Here is a 22490-nt window from a genome sequence, read left to right on the forward strand (position 1 = left end):
TTGTGAGTCCGGTATGGGTGATCCTGAGTCGAATGAGACTGTACGACGTTGCGGTGACACGGATAGCTGCAGGCTCGAGGACATCGACTACCGCTTGTCGTAAGCTTCGCGTTCATGGACGACAGTCGCGACGTAGTCACCGATTTGTCATCGCACTCGGTCGTCGATCTGTTCGCTGGGCCCGGGGGCATCGACGTCGCCGCTACGTGGCTCGGCATGGAAACTCACGGTATCGAATGGGACGAGGATGCGTGCGCCACCCGACGGCAGGCGGGTTTGGACACCACGCAGAATGATGTCCGTGAGCTCGGGCCCGCCAACTTCCCGCATGCGACCATTCTTGCAGGCGGCCCACCCTGTCAGACATTCACGGTGGCGGGATCAGGAACCGGCCGTGACTCGATCGGCGTTGTCATCGAACTCATCGAACGCTTGGTGCACGGCGAAGACATTCGCGGCGAGCTTGCGAATCTCGGCGACGTCCGAACGGGTCTTGTGCTGGAGCCTCTTCGCTGGGTCAGGGATGCCTATGCCGCGGGGAACCCCTACGAGGCAGTCGTCCTGGAGCAAGTGCAGACCGTATTGCCGGTATGGGAGGCGATGAAGCCTGCGCTTGAGTTCTTCGGTTACGAAGTGGAGTGCAAAGTACTTCGAACCGAACAATTCGGCGTACCCCAGACCCGGCGCAGAGCGGTGTTGGTTGCAAACCGGACCGTCACGCCGATCCGCCCAACAGAGAGCCACCAGTCGTACAGCGCAGGAATGCAACGAGGTAGCGGAAGGCCGGATCTCGAGCCATGGGAGACGATGGGCACCGCGCTGAGTAGGTCAGGATGGTTCGAGGTCGTATCGAACTACGGATCGGGAGGCATCTCTACGGCACGTGGTCGGCGGACCTCGGAGCAGCCGTCAGCCACAGTCACGGGCAAAGTGTCGCGCAATCGCATCCTTGATCGACGTGGCGTCGAGCAGAGCCGGTTCACGCCACATGAGGCAGGTCGACTGCAAACTTTTCCGGCTGATTACCCGTGGGTCGACTCTGCGTGGGCCCAACAGGTGGGCAACGCAATGCCACCCAGACTGGCCGTGCACGCGCTTGCCGCTGCGTTCGGGGTTGTGCCGTCGAGGTTGCAGCTCGATTCAAAGATCAGCAGCGAGTGGACGAAACGTCGAGAAGACGCTTCGCCTGTCGAATTGGTGAGGCCAGCTAGCTCACACGACACGCAGCTCGACCGCGATGTTCTTGCCGCCGTCTGACCAAGCCTGGCCTTTCGGGGAATCAGTCACCGGAGTGACCTTCGAGGAACCTGCGTAACCCTAACGAACTGACCGTTAGGGTTGTGTTCAAGTCGGCACCGAACAGGCGAGAGGACCACCGCGCGTGACTTTGAGCGTTACCCCCGAGAGTTCAGGTGCAGCGGCTGATCGCCCCTTCAACGCCTCACCAGGGTCGATCGTCGAGGTTCGCGATGAGGAATGGTTGGTCTCCTCGGTAGAACCGACGTCGGATGGTCACGTCGTCCACGTATTGGGGCTCTCGGATCTGGTTCGCGACACCGAGGCGTCCTTCTCGACGGCGCTCGATACGGTGATGGTTGTTGATCCCACTGATGTCACGGTTGTCGCCGATACCTCCGATAAGTTTCGTAGATCGCGACTGTGGTTGGAGTCCATGCTTCGAAAGACGCCTGTAGCGATTGCGGATCCGAGTTTGGCCTCTGCGCACCGGGCACTGGCCAGGCCTCTCGAATACCAGTTCAAGGCAGTGCGTCAGGCACTCGATCCCGACAACCTCCGACCCCGTATCCTGCTTGCTGACGCCGTCGGGTTGGGTAAAACTCTCGAGATCGGGATGATTCTCGCCGAGCTGGTGCGCCGAGGCCGTGGTGAACGAATCTTGGTCGTGACACCCAAGCACGTGCTCGAGCAGATGCAGATGGAGCTGTGGACTCGTTTCGCGCTGCCGTTCGTCCGTCTCGATTCAGCTGGAATTCAACGGATTCGGCAAATTCTACCTGCCACCCGTAACCCGTTCACCTATTACAAGCGGGTCATCATCTCGATCGACACTCTCAAGAGCGACCGCTACCTGAACCATCTCCGTAAGCAGCAGTGGGATGCGGTCGTCATCGACGAGTCTCACAACGTCACCAATGTTGCGGCGCAGAACAACCGACTCGCACGCCTGCTTGCCTCGCGAACCGATGCTTTGATTCTGGCGTCGGCGACACCGCACAACGGTCGCGCGGAATCGTTTGCCGAGCTCATCCGCATGCTCGATCCGAGCGCGGTATCCCCGTCGGGCGCGCTCGACACCGAACAAGTGAAGAAGCTGGTGATTCGGCGGCATCGGCACCATCCCGATGTAGCCAGTGAGGTGGGCGACGCGTGGGCGGAACGTCAGCCGCCGCGAAACATCACGGTACCGGCGTCGGCGAGTGAGGATGCGGTGGCCCGTGAACTAGAAGATGTATGGCTCTGGCCCGAGCAGGGGCGGTCGGCGTACTCGGGATCGACACGGTTGTTCCCATGGGTGCTCGCAAAGGCGTACCTCTCCTCGCCCGATGCGCTGACACAGTCGATCACCGAGCGCCGCAAGCGGTTGGATCCCGAGGACCTCGACGCAGCGCGGGAGATCAGCGCCCTCGATCATCTCGATGAGTTGGTCCAAGCAACCCCGCTGCGCAAGTCGGCCAAGTACATTGCTCTGCTCGCTTACCTGGCCGAGATCGGAGTGAAGCGCAACGGCAATACCCGCGTCGTCGTGTTCGCCGAGCGAGTTGCAACACTCAAGGCTCTCGCGCAGGCCTTGTCGGCCGACTTGAAGATGACGCTCACCGATGGTCGCGACTTGGGGAACGTCACGGTCTTGCACGGCGGGCTCAGCGATACCGAGCAGCAGGACATTGTCGAGTCGTTCAAGCTCGAATCCTCGCCAATCCGGATTTTGGTGACCGGTGATGTTGCGTCGGAAGGCGTCAACCTTCACTCTCAGTGTCACGACATGGTGCACTACGACATTCCGTGGAGCCTCATCCGCATCGAGCAGCGCAATGGCCGCATCGACCGCTACGGTCAGCGACACCGTCCTCGGATCGTGACGCTTCTCCTCACTCCATCGACCACCCATTTCGCCGGTGACCTCAGGGTGTTGACGCGATTGGTGGAGCGAGAACACGAGGCGCACAAGTCTTTGGGCGAATCATCCTCGCTGATGGGCACCTACGACGTTGCCGCCGAGGAAGAAGCAATTCGCAAGGTGCTTGCAGGCGAAAAAAGCCTGGAGTCGGTGGTGCGATCTGTGGATCAAGTCGTTTCGGGTGGGGGACTCGACGGCCTGCTTGCACAACTCGGCCTTGGCGGAGGATCGGTAGCGGCAGACGAGGAAGCCACGCCCGCGCCGACTCCAAGCTTCGTAGAATCCGCGGACGTGTACCCGTCCGAGTTCGCGTATCTCTCCGACGCTTTGGAAGAGTTCATCGAAACACCGAGGCAGCCGGCACCGAACGGGGTGTCATGGAAAGTTCATGCGGCGCAGTCGATTGCGAGCCTCACGCCACCACGCGACCTGAAGCAGCGGCTCCAGGTGCTGCCGCAGTCCTATCTTCGTGCCCGGTCGGTCACCGACACGTACAAACTTGCGCTCACCCCGCTGCGAGGTGAGGAGGAGCTCCGGTCCGCACGTGCGGGGGAGTCCACCTCAACGTGGCCCGAGGCTCACTTTCTCGCTCCACTGCATCCCATTCTGGACTGGGCGGCGGATCGATCCCTCGCTGACCTCGGGCGCCGGCAGATCTTTGCGGTGCGTGGATCGGTGGCCGACACGACTGTGCTGGTGCAGGTTACGCAGACCAACTCTCGAGGTCAGGTGGTTGCCGCCTCGTATTACACAGTGTCGTTTCCGGATCTGAGTAACCCGAGTTTCAACTTCGCGCTCCCGCACAATGGATCCTCGGACGCTATAGCCGCCCTTGGCCTCGGAGATATCAATCGAGGTGACTTGGGCGACGTCGCCCCACTGCTCCCCGTCGTGGCCGCTGCGGTCCGCGCAGCGGATTCTGCAGCAGAGCAGCAGGCAGCGGCTATCCGCAACGAAACGGAGTCCCGAATTCGAACGTGGACCTTGCGCGCCGAGCGATGGACTCATGAAGCCGATGCTCTGATTCAGCGAGATGAATTGCGCCAGCGAACCGAACGCGTGATGCACGAACGTGACGCAGCAGCGGCTATGAACCCCGACCGCCGTCTGATCCGCACCCTATTGGTGGCAGTTCCAGACGAACTCGACCTGCAGGCCGCAAGCACGACGAGGGAGAGCGATCAGTGAGCACCGCGTCCGATGCGCTGATAGTCGGCGAAGACTTCATCAGCGAGCACTACTTCACCACCGATGCCACATCCCAGTCGTTCAATGCCCGGGTACTCGAACGGCGCAAGCAATGGGAGACCGACAAAGCCAATGAACAACCTACTGCGCGTTCGCTTTTCACGGCGCAACGTGGAGATCTGACACGGAAGTTCCTGGACCTCGCCGAGGTGGCAGACCAGCAGACGCTCGAGTCGCTGTATGCAAACCTTCGGAAGATACTCGGCTTCGGGGGTCTGCGTTGGGAGTTCGCTCGCCTGGGTGCAACTGACACTGAGGGCGGTCCGGCGCTCGCCGTTCGTGCTCGCGGTCTCACGGGCCCCGCACCACTGGTCATCGTGGAAGGTGCCGCGGAGCTCAGTGTCGAGCAGCTGTTGTCGAAAGACGAAAAGACACTGCGAAGCACATTCCGGACCGGAGAAGAGGACGCGCCAGGGGAGTCGCTCCACTCCGTCGCGCAATTGCTATCTCATTTGGCAACGCTGGAGGACGGGCCGCAGTTCATGCTGGTGCTGGCAGGCTCGAAGGCACTGATCACCGAGCGAAGCCGATGGCTCGAGGGACGCTACCTCGCCGTCGATCTGCAACTCGTGTGCGAACGCAACGACGACAAGCGTGGTGGTGAGACCGATCGTGCGCTGACCTGTGTGTCGGCAGAGTCACTTGCCCCTGATGCCGAGGGCAACATCTGGTGGACCACCGTCATCGACGAGTCCGCCAAACACACGGTGGGGGTGTCCAAGGACCTCCGCGAAGGTGTGCGGTTGTCGATCGAGCTCATAGCCAACGATGTCGTCGTTCGGAGGCGATACAGGGGATTGGATCCGCTGCCGGATTCGCAGGCGCAGACGCTTGCGGCGCAATCACTGCGCTATCTCTATCGCATCCTCTTCCTGCTGTATGCAGAAGCGCGTCCCGAACTCGGCGTACTACCCACCGGTGAGCAAACCTACGAGCGCGGCTACAGCCTCGACCGTCTCCGCGAGCTACTCCTCGTCGAGTTGGTGACGCCGCGAGCCGAAGACGGCACGCACTTCTACGATTCGCTGCATGTGCTGTGCCAGTGGGTGGACAGCGGCCACAACGGCTCCTCTGATGATTCGACGCGAGCCGAGGGCTTGACCTTCCGGAACCTCAAGGCCGACCTCTTCCATTCGGCGGCAACATCTTTGATCGACGAGGTCAAGCTCAGCAACTCAGCTGTGCAGAAAGTGCTGCGCCATTTGCTGCTCAGCAAGGAGTCTCGTGGACGCGACCGCGGGTTTATCTCCTACGCCGACCTCGGAATCAACCAGCTCGGTGCCGTATACGAGGGGTTGATGAGTTACACGGGCTTCTTCGCGCAAGACACCCTGTACGAGGTGGCGAAGAACGGTGGCTCGTCGAAGGGATCCTGGGTCGTCCCGGAGGGTCGGACCGAGGGAATCGCGGAAGCTGATTTCGTCGCGGTGAAAAATGATCTCACCGGCGAACCTGTCAAAGTGCGACACGAACTGGGCGCGTTTGTATATCGGCTGGCCGGCCGTGAGCGTCAACAGTCGGCGTCCTACTACACACCCGAAGTGTTGACCAAGTTCACTGTCGGTCAAGCTCTCGCGGAACTTCTCGATCAGGACGGGTCGACAACCACCGCAGACGAGGTTCTCGGCCTTACTGTCTGCGAGCCTGCGTTGGGTTCGGGCGCGTTCGCGATCGAGGCTGTGCGCCAGCTTGCAGATCAGTATCTGACACGTCGCCAACGTGAGCTGGGTGAGCGAGTTGAGCCCGAGGAGTATCCGGTCGAGCTGCAACGGGTGAAGGCATACATCGCCTTGCATCAAGTGTATGGAGTCGATCTCAACGCCACCGCCGTCGAGTTTGCCGAGATCTCGCTGTGGCTCGACACTATGGCGAAAGAACTTGACGCCCCGTGGTTTGGTCTACACTTACGTCGAGGCAATTCGCTCATCGGTTCTCGGCGCGCGCTCATTCCAAGCGGGCAGTTGACTTCCCGTAATTGGTTGGACGCCACCCCGATCGATGTCCGGTTTGCGGACAGCGCGCCCGGGCAGCCGATCACAGGTGTGAAGAACGGCATCCACCACTTTCTGCTCCCCACCAGCGGTTGGGGCTCCACGGTCGAAGCGAAAGAGGCGCGAGAGCTTGCGCCCGAGGCTCTCGCTGATCTCAAGACGTGGCGAAAAGAACTCAAGCCCAAGCCGACCATCGAGCAGGTGCGCAAGCTTAAAGATCTTGCGGGTCGCGTCGAAACCCTGTGGCTGCTGGCGTCGAAGAGGCTCGAGATTGGCGAGCGCGAAATCCGCCGGCCGATTCCAGTGTGGGGTCGCGATACGGAGGTGGTCGAGACACTCGTGTCACGCGATGAGATCGAAATGTCACTAGCCAATCCCAACGGCGCATATCGGCGGCTGCGTCGCGTGATGGATGCATGGTGTGCGCTGTGGTTCTGGCCACTGGTAGATGACGACGCATCCGTAGGCGGTGATCTTGTGGGGCCGCCTACCCTCGATCAGTGGATCGAGACTTTGAATGGATTACTGGGCTCGCCGGTTGCGAAATCTGCGCGCGAGAAGAAGGACGGGCAGCTGAACCTGTTCGCCATTTCGACCTGGGATGAACTCGAAGTGACCGAGTCCAACGAGCTGCTCTTTGCGCAAGCCGCGAAAATTGACGACCTGAAAACCGAGTGGCCATGGCTGGAGGTTGCGGAGCGAGTTGCTCAGCGGCAGGGGTTCTTTCATTGGGAGTTGGAGTTTTCTCCGGTTTTTGCAAGGGGCGGCTTCGATCTTCAGGTCGGTAATCCGCCCTGGGTTCGTCCACGTTCCGACGTCGATGCACTTTTGGCCGAGGGTGACCCGTGGTTTCAGCTTGCGCTTCGTCCTACTCAGGTCGAATATCGCGCACGGCGAGCAGAGACCCTTGCTATCGATGGGATCCGCGAATTAGTCATCGGCGGCACATCCGAGGTAGCGGCTACCGCAGCATTCGTAGGAGATCCTCGGCAATATCCGCACTTGTTGGGGTTGCAGCCCGACCTGTATCGGTGCTTCATGGAACAGACGTGGCGCCACAGGTCCACTACCGGAACGATCGCACTTATTCATCCAGAATCCCATTTCACGGATGAGAAAGCAGGCAATCTCAGGAAAGCGTCTTACGAAAAATTGAGGCGGCATTGGCAATTCGTTAATGAGCTGACGTTGTACGAAATTGACCATCACGTTTCCTTTGGCGTCCACATCTATGGTTCGACCACCGCTCCGCAGTTTCTTTCTGCATCATCGATCTATCATCCGGATACGGTCGAACGATCTTTGGTCCACGACGGGTCCGGCGCGGAACCAGGGTTGAAGGACCCGGACGGCAAATGGGATCTACGTCCGCACAGCGGCAGGATCATCAACGTCGATGATGCAGTGTTGAAGTCATGGAAGGACGTGCTCGAAGCCGAGGATGTTCCCGTTCGCCACACTCGCATGGTGTACACGGTCAACCGTTCGGCAGCCAGTGCGCTGGAGAAGCTCGCGGGCGCCCGACGGATCGGTGAACTTGGTTTGCAGTTCTCTCGTGGGTGGGATGAGTCGATAGACAGAACCAGGGGATATTTCGATTCCCAGTGGGGGGTACCCGACAGCTGGGACGAAGTCATCCTGCAGGGCCCTCATCTGCATGTCAGCACGCCGTTCTACAAGTCTCCAAACCGGTCGATGAGAAACAACCTCGACTGGTCAACCGTCGATCTCGAAGCGCTGGAGCCTGACGCGATCCCCGCTACGTCGTACAAACCTGTGGGGAGCCGCACGCGATACGACGCCGCGTACACGTCATGGGAAGTGACGGGTGAGAACGGGGTACTGGAGACAGTGCGCGCGCGTGACTGCTACCGGGTGGCGTGGCGAGCAATGGCTGCCAACACAGGTGAGCGCACACTTATTGCCAGCACAATTTCGCCAGGTGCGTCCCATGTCAATGTCGTTTTCTGCGTTGGTCTACCTTTTGGTTCGCTTCAAGATCTCATGCTGGTTGCTGCTTGTTCGTCGTCGCTAGTCGCGGACTTCGGTGTAAGGGCAGCTCCAAAGAGCAACATTTACCAGAACGTATTCTACCGGCTTCCTTTGGTGAGCGATCCGAATATTTCCCGATTGCTAGTGTCGCGAACTCTGCGGTTGCAGTGCGCAACAATCGCGTATCAGGACTTGTGGCGCAGCTGCTACGGTGCAGAAGCGCAAAGTGATTCGTGGGCTGGAGGTTTCGCACACTCACGTCGTAGGCCATTGGGTGATGTCGACGAAAATTGGGACATTGACACCCCTCTTCGTATCGCAATCGACCGTCGTCAAGCACTCGTCGAGATTGATGCTCTCGTCGCGTTAGGGCTCGGTCTAACGGTTGATGAGCTGTGCACCATTTACCGCACGCAGTTCCCGGTGCTTTACGGCTACGACCGCAAGACGTACCTCTACGACATCAACGGCCGACTGGTACCGAACGAAGTACTCAGCGTATGGCGTCGCAAGGGTGACTCGATCATCGAGGAGGAGCGCACCGCTACCAACCCGTCGGGCAATACCTACACCTACGAGCTGCCGTTTCAATTTCTAGACCGCGAAGCAGATATGCGTGAGGCGTACGCAGAGTTCGAGCGGCGGCTGGGGATTAGCGGCGGAACGCCGATGGAGACACACTGATGGCGTCAGAACTTCTGCCCCTCGCTCAAGCTGAGCGGATTACCGCCAGCTTGCTGGACTACCTCGGTACCACCTTTGCTCTAGCTGATCCGGACGCGCGTCGTGCGCTTGATACTTTTCTCGAGCATCCAACAACCGGAATGTTCAGAGGGCCCTACCTGCGTCTCCGGATGCCGTTTAGACCAGCTGAACCCGGCTGGCAGAAGTCGTTGGAGTGGGTCGGCGGTCTGACACCCTACGGTCACCAGGCCGCGGCATTCGAGCGACTCAGCAGCGCCAATCTCGGTCCGGACAAGGTGCGGCCGCTACCGACGCTTGTCACTACGGGCACCGGATCTGGCAAAACCGAGGCGTTCCTGTACCCGATTCTCGATCACGTTCTTCGCTCGAAGCGACAGGGCGTCACAGGTACCAAGGCAATCATCCTGTACCCGATGAATGCTCTTGCCAACGACCAGGCGCAACGCCTCGCCGCATTGATCACGCAACATAAGGAGCTCGGTGGCATCACTGCCGCGCTCTATACCGGTGAAAAAGGTTCGGCAAGAACAATTGTGAGCAGTGACGGACTTATCACCGACCGCGACGTGATTCGTAGCGTTGCGCCGGATGTTCTACTCACCAACTACAAGATGCTCGACCAACTACTCCTACGGCATGCCGATGCGGGCTTGTGGCGTCAGAGCGCAACCAGCCTGCAGTATCTGGTTCTGGACGAGTTTCATACTTATGACGGTGCTCAGGGCACCGATGTGTCTATGCTTCTTCGCCGCTTGGGAATGACGCTGAAGAGCCATTGGTCTGAGGATGAGCCGGACGTATCGTCCGAGGATTGGTCCCGCCCGCTGGGGCGAGTTACGCCTGTTGCTACGTCGGCGACACTCGGTGACGGTAATGATCCGTCGACGATGCTCGAGTTTGCGCGCACGGTGTTCGGCGATGAATTCGGCGATGACGCTGTGGTCACCGAATCCCGCGAAACTCTGTCCGAGTGGGCCGCGGGCGCGGAATCGAGGCTCGGCGGCCTCGAGATCCGCCCGGCCGCAATCGACGAGGATCGAGTTCTGCGGCTCGCGGCCGCCTCACCCGATGACGACGGTGATCCCGCCGAGGTTGCGCGCGCGGTACTTCGTGCGTTGTTCACCCACCCTGAAAGTCTGACCGACAATCAGATCGATGAAGCGAGTTTGGATCTGGTCAAAGCACATCCGGTCTTCAGCCGTTTGGTTCAACGATGTGAAGCCGCTGTTGCCGTTGCAGAGCTGGCAGACCCGGAACTGTTTGCCGGAATCGATGTTGCTGCGTCAGCTGAGCTTGCTCGAGTCGATCCGCTCGTGCTTGCCAACGCGCTTCGCTCGCTAGTGACCACCTTGAGCCACGTTCGTGCCGTGTTCGGTCGCACTGCGCCGTCAGTGGACGTACACCTGTGGATACGAGAACTCACCCGGCTCGATCGCGCAGCGTCCGGTGCACCCCACTTCGCCTGGGGTGATGACGGTCTGGTCATAGACGATGCAGATGCCGAGGGACCGACGGCACCCTTCCTGCCGGCGTTGTACTGTCGGCACTGCAACAGGTCAGGCTGGGGCGTCTTACTTGCTCCCACCGGTTCGGACCTCGACGTGGACGACACCACTATCCGTCGCCGGAAGCTAGGAGACGACGACAGATTCCGGGCACTGATTCACGCCCCTTCTGAGGGAGATGAGGCCGCCGAATCGGCCTCTCCGTCAACATCTTCGACCACCAAACCTGTCACTGGTTCCGAGCTGAATTGGCTTGCGGTCGATGATCGCTGCCTTACGTCGCAGCGTCCTGCCGAATCAGTGGTGGCTGAGGGGGGCGCGTTGCCGGTTTTGGTCAACGTCGGCGACACCGCCGGTGAAGACTCGGTGCGCGACGTCTGCCCGTCCTGCCGGCAGCGCGATGGGATTAGATTCCTGGGATCCGCGATAGCGACGATGCTGTCCGTCTCGCTGTCCACGTTGTTCGGGACACCGGGGCTGGACCCGAGGGAGAAGCGAGCGCTGGTCTTTACCGACAGCGTGCAAGACGCCGCCCACCGCGCCGGATTCGTTCAGGCACGGTCCAGGGCGCTCACCCTGCGCACGCTGATCCGGCAAGCGCTCGCCGAAGGCGACATGAGCCTCGACGCGCTTGCTCACAAAATGGTCACCATGGCCGGTAACGACCGCGCAAAACGTTACCGGCTACTCCCGCCTGAACTGGCAGATCGCGACGACTTCTCGAAGTTCTGGAGCACGGCACGGTTGGGACGATCGTCGACTACATTGACTGGCTTCGTCACCCAGCGACTGCAACTCGACATCGAGATGGAATTCGGCCTTCGCTCCGGCGTCGGTCGAACGTTGACGAGAACCGGCACAGCTGTTGCTGAAGTGGACATCTCGCGCGCCGTTCTTTTGTCGTGCGCCAAAGAAGTTCTCGATGGGCAGGACGTCCAGCTGACCACCGACACCATCGGCGATGCGCAGCTGATCAGGTGGGTTCGAGGGACTGTCGAGCGAATGCGGAACCGAGGCGCGATCGCCCACGAGTGGTTCGAGAAATACCGAACGGACGACGGCAACCGGTGGTGGATCACTGGTGGTCGCAAGCGGAGTCAAGGAATGCCGGGCTTCGGTCGTGGGACATCGGCCCCGGGGTTCCCGATGCTGGGGACCACGAACCGTCGAGACAGCGATTTCGAGCCGATCGCGTCGGCTCGAGGTTGGTATGCGAGTTGGGCCGCCAAGACACTCGAGGTCACACCTGCCGAAGGCGCAGTGCTGAGTCGCCTACTGTTCGAGCGGTTGCGCCACCGCGACGTGATCGGCGAACTACCGGGTGGTGCTTTGACTCGGACGTTCCATCTATCGCCGGCATCGATAGTGGCCCGTGCAGTCGACAGCGAAGAAGCGGTTGCTTTGGTGTGCTCGCATTGCGGTGACTCCATCGTCAGCGGGCAGGAAACCGTCGACCAGCTCAAGGGCGGCCATTGCTTGACTGTCAACTGCACCGGCAAGCTGGAGCACTCGCAAATCGCCGCGAACTTCTATCAACAGATGTACGCCGTCAACGACATCCGCCGAGTCGTTGCCCGCGAACACACCTCGCTGCTGCCGGATGAGAAAAGGTTGGAGTACGAGTCCCAGTTCAAGGAGACCAATCCGCCTCCGAACGCGCCGAACGTCCTTGTCGCTACCCCCACGCTCGAGATGGGAATCGACATCGGCGATCTGTCCGCCGTGATGCTGTCCTCACTCCCGCGGACGGTGGCGTCGTACCTCCAACGGGTAGGCCGCGCCGGCCGCCTCACCGGAAATGCGTTGGCGCTGGCCTACGTCACCGCACGCGGAGATCAGTTGCCCCGCTTCGCCGATCCCAACTCCACCATCAACGGAGCGGTGCGTCCGCCCGCCACTTACCTCGACGCGGAGGAGATTCTTCGGCGCCAGTTTCTGGCATCGGTCGCCGACCGTCTTGCTCGTCAAAAGAACGCACCTCATCCGAGGACGACACCAGACGCTTTGGCTGCCACCGGACCAACCACCTACCTGGGCACGCTGATCGCCGATGCCGAGGACCATTCAGCACTGTACGTCGACGAGTTCGTGGCCGGCTTCTCCACGCTTGCCTCCGATGTAACCGAGCGATTGCGGGCTTTTGCTACGCCCCAAAGCGGTTCCGAGAGCAGTGAATTGGCATCTCGTTGCCATGCAGCGTCAGTGGAGTGGACGCATCGAGTGGAGACCTTGCAGCATCGTCTCAAGGCCGTCGAAGCTGCTATTCCAGAGTTGTTGACGGCCTTCAACAGTACGGTTGCTACCGAGGAAGATAAGGTGGCGTACCGAACTGCTCTTGCGGCGCAGCGGTTAGTTCGAAAACAACTGGCCGATCTCCGGTCCGAGTACTGGATCAGTGCGCTCGAATCGTTTGGACTCTTCCCCAACTACACACTGCTGGACGACTCGGTGACCCTGTCAGTGTCGGTCAACTGGATTCATCCTGAGACCCAGGAGTTCGAACACACCGAGTTCGAGTTGAGCCGAGGTTCAGCTCAGGCACTGCGAGACTTTGCACCCGGATCAACCTTCTACGCAAGCGGATTCGCCATCGCTATCGATGCAGTGGACCTCGGTGCGGATGGAGACGCCGTTCGCGAGTGGGCATGCTGTCCCGATTGCGGCTTCGTCGCCGATCTCGGAGAAGGCGGGGTCGCGCCGTCGCAGTGCCCCCGGTGTGGAACTGTCGCGATCGGCGACATCGGCCAACGGTTACCCGTTGTCGAGCTGTCGAGCGTCTCGGCTGTCATCCGTCGCGAAGAGGCATCTATAGACGACGGGCGAGAAGAGCGACTACGTACCCCCTACACCGTCATCACCGCAGCCGACATCGACCCGAAGTCGTTCACCCGGCGCTGGTTCGTGGACGGTCTCGGCTTCGGCGCAACTCACCGTCGTTCGATGACGATCCGATGGATCAATACCGGTGGGAGCCGGGGTGGTGGTTCGTCGCGGTTGCTGGCCGGAGGTGAAGTCGAATCCGCAATGTTCCGTGTGTGCTCCGAATGCGGGAAGCTCGACACTGATACTCGACGAAACTCCGCCGGCGAGCACCGACCTTGGTGCTCGTACAGGAAAGCGCTCGAAGAGTCGACTGTCTCGGTCGCACTGGCGCGCTCGTTGACCACGGAAGGCCTTGTCCTTCGGCTGCCGCCCTCGGTGACGTGGGGAGATTCCTTTGCTATCCCCTCACTGTCTGCTGCGGTGCTACTCGGGTTGCGAGAACGGATCGGTGGAGATCCTGATCATCTGCAGATCGTTTCTGTCAGCGACCCATCTCTCAACGGGGACAACAGGCCCGGTCTCCTACTGCATGACGTAGTTCCTGGGGGTACGGGTTATCTGTCGGATCTCGCTGACCCGCAAGCGATCTGGGACGTACTTCGGCTCGCACATGATGTCGTCGCGTCGTGCGAGTGCCAGTACGCCGGGAAGCTGGCCTGCGAAAAATGCTTGCTGCCCTTCGCATCGTTCCCCGATGTGAGGTTCACGTCGCGAAGTGCTGCCGTACGCCATCTACGAACTCTGTTGTTGGGCCGCGAACTGCCTAGCGACGACGAGTCACCGATCCCGGACATAATGCCATGGCCGATCACGGCCGACGAGCCTCCGTCAATCGACCACGAGTCCAATCTGGAACGTCGGTTCCGTGTGGTCTTCGCAGAAAGGCTGAAAGCTCTGGGCGCGACCATCGTGGAGAAACCAACCGATAGGGGAGTCGCTTGGGACGTCGCGCTCGGGTCGTCCAACAGGTGGAGTCTGCGGCCTCAAGAGAACATCCTGGGCAGTAAACCCGACTTCGTTCTGACATCGGCGACACCTGATGTCCCGCCGACGGCAATATTCACCGACGGTTGGCAATTCCATGCCAGCCCGGCGACGAACCGGCTGGCGGACGACGCCGAGAAGCGACGCAATCTCCGCGACGGCGGATATCAGGTAGTCGCTGTCACTCACCAGGACTTGGAGGGGAACCTGTCGACGTCCACGGTTCTGAACGCGGATCACATTCCGAACCTCTTGAAGATGGCGGGCGATCAACTCTCGAAAGGCTCGATAGACCTGGTCTTTGCGACAAGCATCGACCTTCTCCTCGCGTGGATGCAGAGCCCGCAAGCCCACCCTCGTCGTAACCTTGCTCATTGGCTACCGGTCATGGCAATCATGGGGATGGGTACTTCTGCGACACGCACCGGCGGTGCAGCACCGGCAGAACTGGCATTGAGTCTCATCGACGGGAACGTCGTCGAGAAACCTGCGGGCGACACGCTCGTATGGCGTGACCAAGGCTTCGCAGTGTCGGTGCGAGTCCCAGAGGGCAAGTCACTCGGCGAGGCCGAAATTGCCATCGTCATCGACGACAATGACGCGGCACTGTCAGTGGAGACGCGCGATCAGTGGAGGGAGTGGCTTCGATGGTCCAACCTGCTCGAACTGCGTCCACTCGCCGCCGTTGTCACCACACGGCGACACCTGAGCTCGGCGTCGATGAACATCGCACCTGCCAATGCGCCCATTCAACCTGTTGCGGCCGATAGTGATTCATTGAGTGGACCATGGCGCGAGGTCTACGACGGGGTGATCGGCCCCGTCCAAGCGTTGGTGACTGCCCTTGCAAAGTTGGGTGTTCCGGTGCCGGAGGTTGGGGAAGAAGTGTCGGGGCTGCCCGTCGAACTCTCGTGGCCGGCGATGCACGTGGCCGTGGATCCGACGCTTGGAAGCACAGATCAACAGGAATTGTCGGAGGCAGGGTGGACACTGTGTGCGGCTGATGCCGAGTCAGTAGCAGAAGCTATTCAAGCTGCAGCGTTGCGCTAGTGCTCATAGTTGACCGTTGGTTCAGAAGGAAGGCGACTCAGTGCCCCAGATTGTGATCGGTCGTGGGCTGGACAAGATCGATGGAAGTCTCCACAAAGCGACCTACGCATTCCTTGCGAAGTTGTCAGCGAACGACGACAACAAGAGTCTGCACATCGAGCCGATCAACAACTCAGCTGATCCCCGCGCGCGAACTGGCCGCGTGGACCTGTCCAACCGAGCAGTGTTGTTCAAACTTCAGGGGAGTGGGCAGGAGGCGTCCTACGTCTTCATCGGAACGTTTCAGCACGACGAGGCAATCAAGATTGCTCAGACTCGCCGAATGACGATCAACCCGCGCAACGGTGTGGCTGAACTGTTGCCGGCAGAGGATCCTCCGCCCGTTTTCGTCGCCCCAACGGTGACGGCTGCACGGGCCGAGGCGCTGGAGCTTCCTGACTCCCACGCCCAGAAAACCTTGCGGGAGAGGGAATTCACGGTAGAGCATCTGGCCGATCTAGGGATGGATCACGATTTTGCCGCGGGCGCATTGGACATCAACGACCCGGACGCGCTGCTCGAGTATGCCGAGTCGGCACCGGCGACCTGGCAAGGCACCGCCCTCGTGGATATCTTCACGGGTACGTCTCTGACCGACATCAAGGACAAGTACATCCTCGACACCGATACTTCGGACGAGGGCACCGATGACGACAAGCTGCTCAAGGCACTGCGGCATCCCGCTGCGCAGATGGAGTTTGCTTTCATCGAGGACAACGATGAACTCCGCGAAGCGATCGAGCGGCCGGATTTCGCGGCGTGGCGCATCTTCCTGCACCCGGAGCAGCGAACCTACGCGGGCCGTGACACCAACGGGCCATTCCGCCTGACGGGTGGAGCGGGAACTGGCAAAACTGTCGTCCTCCTGCATCGCGCACGCGAGCTTTACCGAAAGAATCCGGCAGCGCGGATTGTGCTCACCACCTACGGTTCAACCCTTGCCGAAAGCCTGCGATCACAATTTCGTCAACTGGATGCGTCGGTTCCTCTAACAACCGATCTGGGTCAGTCCGGCGTGTTCATCTCGGGAGTCGACTCCATCGCGACCCGCGTGCTCCACAAGTACGAGGCCGCGCTCGGGGGCGAAGCCTCCGGGAACGGTGCAGTCGCAGGGGTTCTCGGCCCCCGCACTGCGGAGGTCTTCAAGAGCCAGGCCCAGGATGCGTGGAAGCAGGCGATCGCGACATACGGCGTCGATCTGCCAAGCGATCTCAAAGTGGACTCGTTCTTCGAAGCCGAGTACAGCCTCATCGTGCTGCCGAACCTTGTCACCACTCGCGAAGACTATCTACGTGTGAAGCGAACTGGACGAGGGGTGTCTCTGAACAGAGCGAAGCGAAACGCGGTGTGGGACGTCATCGCTGGTTACCGAGCATCCTCTGCCGCGTCGGGTTCGACTGATTACGAGGAGCGCGCCGCGATTGCCTCGACTGTGTTGCGCGACGACACTAGTGATTTGGCGGACCACGTACTCGTCGACGAAGCGCAAGATCTGAGCCCAAGTAGGTTTCTGCTACTGAGAGCTCTTGTACCCGAGGGCAAGAACGACCTCTTCTTTGCCGAGGACACTCACCAGCGAATCTACGGGCAGCGGGTAGTTCTCGGGCGTTACGGAATCAATATCGTGGGCCGCTCGCGGCGGCTGACGCTGAACTACCGCACCACTGAGCAGAACCTGCATTTTGCGCTGGGAATCCTAGCGGGAACTGAGTTCACGGACCTCGGGGACCAGATCGAGTCGTCGGAGGGGTACCGGTCGGCCCGTAGCGGGCCGAAGCCGAACCAACTGGAGGTATCCAACCTCACCGAGCAGTACCAGGTTGTTGCCGAGCTCGTCGAGGACTGGATCAAGGCCGGTACAGATCCGGAGTCGATCGGATTGCTCGTATCGACAAAGAAGGAAGGTCAGTCGCTTCCGCGTGCACTCGGTGAACGAAACGTGCGGGCTACCTTCGTCGATCGGGGTTCCGCCTCTGCGAAGGGAACTCCCCAGGTCATGACAATGCACCGCGCCAAGGGCATGGAGTTCGCAAAGGTAGTCCTGGTGGGAGTTGGCGAGAACTCGGTTCCTCGTTCTTACATCATCGACTCCTTGCCCGAGGGGGAGCGAGAGGACGCCTTGCAGCGTGAGAGGTCATTGCTGTACGTAGCAGCTACTCGCGCAAGAGACGAGTTGGTAGTGGTGTGGACTGGTAAGGCGAGTTCGCTCTTACCAAGTGCCGTTGAATGAGGAGTCGAGGGTTCGCCGCCCAATCTCATTAGGTTGTGATAAGAATGAGCGAAGAGGATGCGGAGTCGGGGCCGTGTTCAAGGTGACCACCGGTTGGGAGATGCCCTGAATTGCCAGCGACGCGTCAACGACTCGCACCTCCTTTCGGTCGCGTACTCGACAACATTGCGGGCTCGGTGAAATGACCACGCCTTCGATGAACACCGTCTTAGAAGCCGTAGAGATGCGGGTTCTGCCACCCGATCCGGCTGTAATGGCAGCTATTGGATTATCCCACACTCTGAATACCGCAGTTGCAGACCTGATTGATAATAGTCTGGACGCAACCGCTAACAGGATTGTTGTCCGTTTCATGTTACGCAAGGGCAGACCCTCTTCACTGCTGATCATCGACAACGGCTTCGGAATGAGCGAGCAGGCGATTGACGCGGCGATGACGGTTGGTCGGCGTCATCACTACGACGGGTCATCACTTGGACACTATGGAATGGGGCTCAAGGCCGCGTCTTTCAGTCAAGCCGAATCCTTGACAGTTATCGCCAGGGACCAATTCGATAAGACGCACCACACCGCGGGACGACGTTGGTCTCGCCAAGGTGTTCAAAACTTTGAATGCGAAGTTCTGGAAAGCTCTCAGTGCGCCGAACAACTCGACCTTGCCCTCGAATCTGTTGACTCGAAATTTGGGACTATGGTTCGCTGGGACAACGTGCGAACTTTCCCGAGCGGAACGAACGAAGACGTCGTAAACGAGTACCTATCAAGGACCGTCGACAGCTTGAGATTTCATCTGGGCTTTGTTATGCATCGGTTGATTAAAAAGCGGAATATGCAAATATCGATAGATGTGTACGACGCGGATACCGGCACCGCTGGAGCGCCGAGGATCGTTGATGCAGTCGACCCTTTCGCTTATCGGCGCAGCGGAGATGGCCGGTACCCAATGAGATTCTCAGTTGAAGTCGGCCCCGCTGCTATCACCGCTACGGCGCACCTATGGCCCGCTCGAAGTCAGGCGCTGGAGTTCCGTCTGGATGAAGACCCCGTTCAGAGGCAGGGCTTCTACTTTTACAGAAACGACAGGTTGCTGGAAGCCGGCGGATGGAAGAATATTTTTACGAATGGCCGCCGTACACAGCTTGCTCGGGTGGAACTTGACATCGACACTCTACCCGAAGTCTTCGACATGAATATGGAAAAAAGCAGCGTCCAGCCGCGACCGGAATTCGGGCATGCAGTCGAAAGAGCGGTCTCAGAGAGCGGGGTCTCATTCTCGAACTACTTGAATGAGTCCGAGGCGGTATTCCGCACCGGCAACGTTAGGTCACGTAAGAGGGAAGCGGTAGTCCGTCCAGGATCCGGATTCTCGCCAGCGGTAAAACGGGCAATAGAAGAAGAGTATGAGGATTCGGCACCGCGTCCACCGGTCCAGGTGCGCTGGAAGTCCATCAGTACAGGCGAATTCTTCGAGGTGGATCGCGCAGAGCAAACGCTCTGGTTGAATGAGAGATATAGGAAAATTTTGTCAACGGGGCGTCGCTCCGGAATGAACGATGCGCCTCTTTTGAAGGCCTCCTTATACCTGCTTATGGAGGAAGTGTTCAGGGGATCGGCTTTTGGTTCAAAAGCGAAAGATAATGTTGAAATATGGCAGGCCATCTTGACCGATGCTGCGGAAGACGAGTTGGCGCGAAGTTCAAGTTAGCGGTAATGAAAATTCTGGATTGGAAAGGTGCTCATGAACGATGCTCAAACTACGCAACTTGTAAAGGTCGCGGTAGCGCAAATCGATGCACAGTCTGGATTGCCACCCTACGATCTGATCGACGAAATAACCCGCGTTTGTGCGCGTTCGCTAGGCCTCAATCTAGAAGTCGAAGACATAGTCGAGCTGCTGCTCGACGACTCAGCTAGTAGCTTAGTTCGCCCTCGACTCGTTGCACGCCTCAAGCAGTGGGATTCTTCGACGGAGTCTTGGTCTAACTCCACCGAACCCCTTTCGAGGGAACGTCGTCATTTCGTATACGGTCAGCTGGGATTGGGCGGGCTTGACTTTCCCAACCTCGACGCGAAATTTCCGTTAGCAAAGAAGAGCGGCGTAATTGTTATAAGCGGCGGGAAGCCCTGGGACGCGTGGTACACATCAGATCGCAAAGCGGAGCACGAATTCTATCGTCAGGCTTACTATCGATCTTTGATCGATAAGGGATGGGATCCTTCCGTTGTCAATGACATTGATGAATCGACCGACAAGATCGTAGGTCTACTGGCGGATCCGCGCCGAACGGAATATTTCCAGGCTAAGGGCCTAGTCGTTGGGTACGTACAAAGCGGGAAAACGGCGAATTTTACAAGTGTCATTGCTAAGGCTGTTGACGCAGGTTATAAGCTGATTATTGTCTTGACGGGTACAATTGAGCTCCTTCGAAGTCAAACTCAGCGACGGTTGGACATGGAGCTTGTAGGAAAAGAAAATATAATTGCTGCCACAGACGACGTGACCCGGGCAACGTTGGAAGCGGCAGAGTACTATGCACAGAGTGACGAAGACTGGCCGGATTTCCTATCTCACAGCGTCAATCCGTATACAGATCCTTCAATTCCAGCAATTCGACGTTTGACTTCGTATCTGAAAGACTACGAAGAGCTCGGGAATTCGAAACTATCGCTACTCGATCCACGCCTCAATGGTGAGCTCGTAGATATTCAGGCTGCGAGTTACTCTGAGGTCAACGTGCAGGGCGTCAACGTACGATTGGCAGTGGTGAAAAAGAATAAAACCGTGCTGGAGCGACTACTGTCCGATCTTTCCAAGGTCGGCCGTCTTGAGGAACTTTCTGCGGTTATTCTGGATGATGAGGCTGATCAGGCATCAGTGAATACTCTGAACCCGCGAACAAATTCCGTCAACGACAAGACGGCGATTAACCAAGCAATTGTAAATCTGTTAGGTGCTATGCCGCGAGCTCAGTACTTGGCTTACACGGCCACGCCTTACGCAAACGTTTTGATCGATGCTGAGAGTCCGGAGCAGCTGTTTCCGCGCGACTTCATCATAAGTCTCGATCGCCCAGCAGACTACATGGGTGGGGCAGATTTTCACGATCTAGAAAATGCCGACGAAGATGCGAAAGACATTGGAAACTCGAACGAGCTTGCTCGAGTACGCAAGGTCGATATCGCTAACCTGGCGCAGTCTAAGTCCAGCCGTCAGGCCGCGCTCGACTCCTTCGTGCTTACCGGAGCCATAAAGCTTTTTCGTGAGGCTCACGGATCGAAGCAGTTCAAACACCATACGATGCTCGTGCATGAAAGTGTGAAAAAGACTGAGCACGACAAAACTAGGCTGGATTTGAAGAAGCTTTGGAATTCCAGCGGCTACAGCGAGCCTCGTGGTCTAAGTCGGTTGAAGAACCTGTGGGAGGACGACTTTTATCCGGTTTCACAATCGCGTCCTCTGGAGAAAGGCAGGATGCCGGCTAGTTTCGACGAGCTCAAAGAGTTCATCGGCAGGTCTGTCGATAAGATCGCGAGTGGTCATCCGATTATCGTGGTGAATGGTGACAATAACAGCGACTATGCTCAAGCGGAGCTCGACTTTCAGGGCGGAAGTGTCTGGAAAATTCTTGTGGGTGGCACCAAACTGAGCCGAGGGTTTACCGTCGAAGGCTTGACAATCTCGTACTACATGCGTCGTTCGATTAGCGCAGACACCATGATGCAAGCGGGACGTTGGTTCGGGTTCCGGCCGGGGTACCGTGACTTGGTGCGGCTTTTTATCGCAAGCAATGTTGTGGATGGTAAAGGTCGATCTTTCGACCTCTATGAGGCGTTCGAGGCAATCACCAGTGATGAGGATACGTTTCGCAAAGAATTGAGCGACTTCTCCGAGATCGACGAAGATGGCATACCAACACTGCGACCGATAGATGTGAGACCGCTCGTTTTTCAGCAACTCCCTTGGCTCCGTCCGGCGGCAGCAAACAAGATGTACCATGCGCGTCTGACTACTCGCGGCAAGGGTGGAGTTATGACGGACTTCATGCGTCACCCTGAGCGTGGCGATGGTTCCTTTAACCGATCTCATTTCGAAGCATTTTTGCCTATCCTCAAGAGATTCGGCGGTGAAGTTTCAACGTTCCACTACTTTGAGTTGGAGGATGTCGTGGAAGGCGAGACTGGAGACAAAACTTTTGATGCATATGTGGCTTCGGTCCCCGCAATTGAGATACTGGACGCGCTGAAAAAATTTACTTGGGCGGATGGGTGGGATTTTGGTGCTGACCTGGACTTTCTTGAGAAACAAATACTAGGTGCGTCGCCGACCATTACCGATTTTGCCGTTTTACTTCCCGTCCTCAACAACCCTCGTACCTTTCGAGTCGAGGGAGTTTCGATCGATATTCCAGTAATCCGACGTAAGCGTCGTAACGTCGATCCCGCGTCACTGTCGGCTCGTCCTGGTTTCTCAGGAAATTCCTTCAGGCAGCGACAGCCGGTTGAGCATATTGCTGGAGGACGGTTCAATACGGGTGGCGACGAGGCGGACAAGCTCTCTACGGGCACGACGGGCGCGCTGCTGCTGACTTACGCAGCGGATCTAGCTGTCGGCTCGGACCCAAGTTTGATAACAGATCCGGTGGACACTGGTGATATCGCCACGCTGTTCGGATACGCGCCGCCCAAGGCGTCAGCACCTAGGGGACGTATAGGTTTCAGTTCCGTATAAAATTAATCGACTATGGTCCCGAGTCGTCATGGGCTTGCACCGTGGTATTTACTGT

7 protein-coding genes are annotated in these 22490 nt (G+C 58.7%); all 7 read left to right on the forward strand.

Annotated features, from left to right (window positions below; genetic code table 11):
- Nucleotides 1-114: 114 nt before the first annotated feature.
- The 7 genes from CH286_RS17420 to CH286_RS17450 all read left to right on the forward strand — a co-directional run bounded on the left by CH286_RS17420 (nt 115) and on the right by CH286_RS17450 (nt 22435).
- Nucleotides 115-1257, forward strand: a complete 1143-nt coding sequence (locus tag CH286_RS17420; protein WP_094609912.1) for a DNA cytosine methyltransferase — start codon at nt 115-117, stop codon at nt 1255-1257.
- A 124-nt stretch (nt 1258-1381) separates the two neighbouring features.
- Nucleotides 1382-4327, forward strand: coding sequence for a helicase-related protein (locus CH286_RS17425; protein ID WP_255182696.1), 2946 nt, complete (start codon nt 1382-1384; stop codon nt 4325-4327).
- Nucleotides 4324-9054 carry an Eco57I restriction-modification methylase domain-containing protein gene (locus CH286_RS17430; protein WP_094609913.1) on the forward strand — a complete coding sequence of 1577 codons (4731 nt, stop codon included), beginning with the start codon at nt 4324-4326 and terminating at the stop codon, nt 9052-9054. The genes CH286_RS17425 and CH286_RS17430 overlap by 4 nt, the downstream gene beginning before the upstream one ends.
- 170 nt (nt 9055-9224) lie before the next feature.
- Nucleotides 9225-15437, forward strand: coding sequence for a DEAD/DEAH box helicase (locus CH286_RS17435; protein ID WP_255182697.1), 6213 nt, complete (start codon nt 9225-9227; stop codon nt 15435-15437).
- A gap of 40 nt (nt 15438-15477) precedes the next feature.
- Nucleotides 15478-17706 (forward strand): 3'-5' exonuclease, encoded by a 2229-nt coding sequence (locus CH286_RS17440; protein ID WP_094610012.1) that lies wholly within the window; start codon nt 15478-15480, stop codon nt 17704-17706.
- A 181-nt stretch (nt 17707-17887) separates the two neighbouring features.
- Entirely contained in the window at nt 17888-19411 is a 1524-nt protein-coding gene (locus CH286_RS17445; protein ID WP_094609915.1) for an ATP-binding protein, read from the forward strand.
- Between the two features lie 33 nt (nt 19412-19444).
- On the forward strand, nt 19445-22435 hold the full coding sequence (locus CH286_RS17450; RefSeq protein ID WP_094610013.1) for a Z1 domain-containing protein: 2991 nt from the start codon (nt 19445-19447) through the stop codon (nt 22433-22435).
- Nucleotides 22436-22490 lie beyond the last annotated feature (55 nt).

The sequence above is a fragment of the Rhodococcus sp. WWJCD1 genome (genome assembly GCF_002258735.1).
Lineage (GTDB): Bacteria > Actinomycetota > Actinomycetes > Mycobacteriales > Mycobacteriaceae > Rhodococcoides.

Coding starts and splice junctions, on each gene's coding strand:
- CH286_RS17445 (WP_094609915.1), top strand. CDS start 17,888: ATGACCACGCCTTCGATGAACACCGTCTTAGAAGCCGTAGAGATGCGG.
- CH286_RS17450 (WP_094610013.1), top strand. CDS start 19,445: ATGAACGATGCTCAAACTACGCAACTTGTAAAGGTCGCGGTAGCGCAA.
- CH286_RS17420 (WP_094609912.1), top strand. CDS start 115: ATGGACGACAGTCGCGACGTAGTCACCGATTTGTCATCGCACTCGGTC.
- CH286_RS17435 (WP_255182697.1), top strand. CDS start 9,225: ATGCCGTTTAGACCAGCTGAACCCGGCTGGCAGAAGTCGTTGGAGTGG.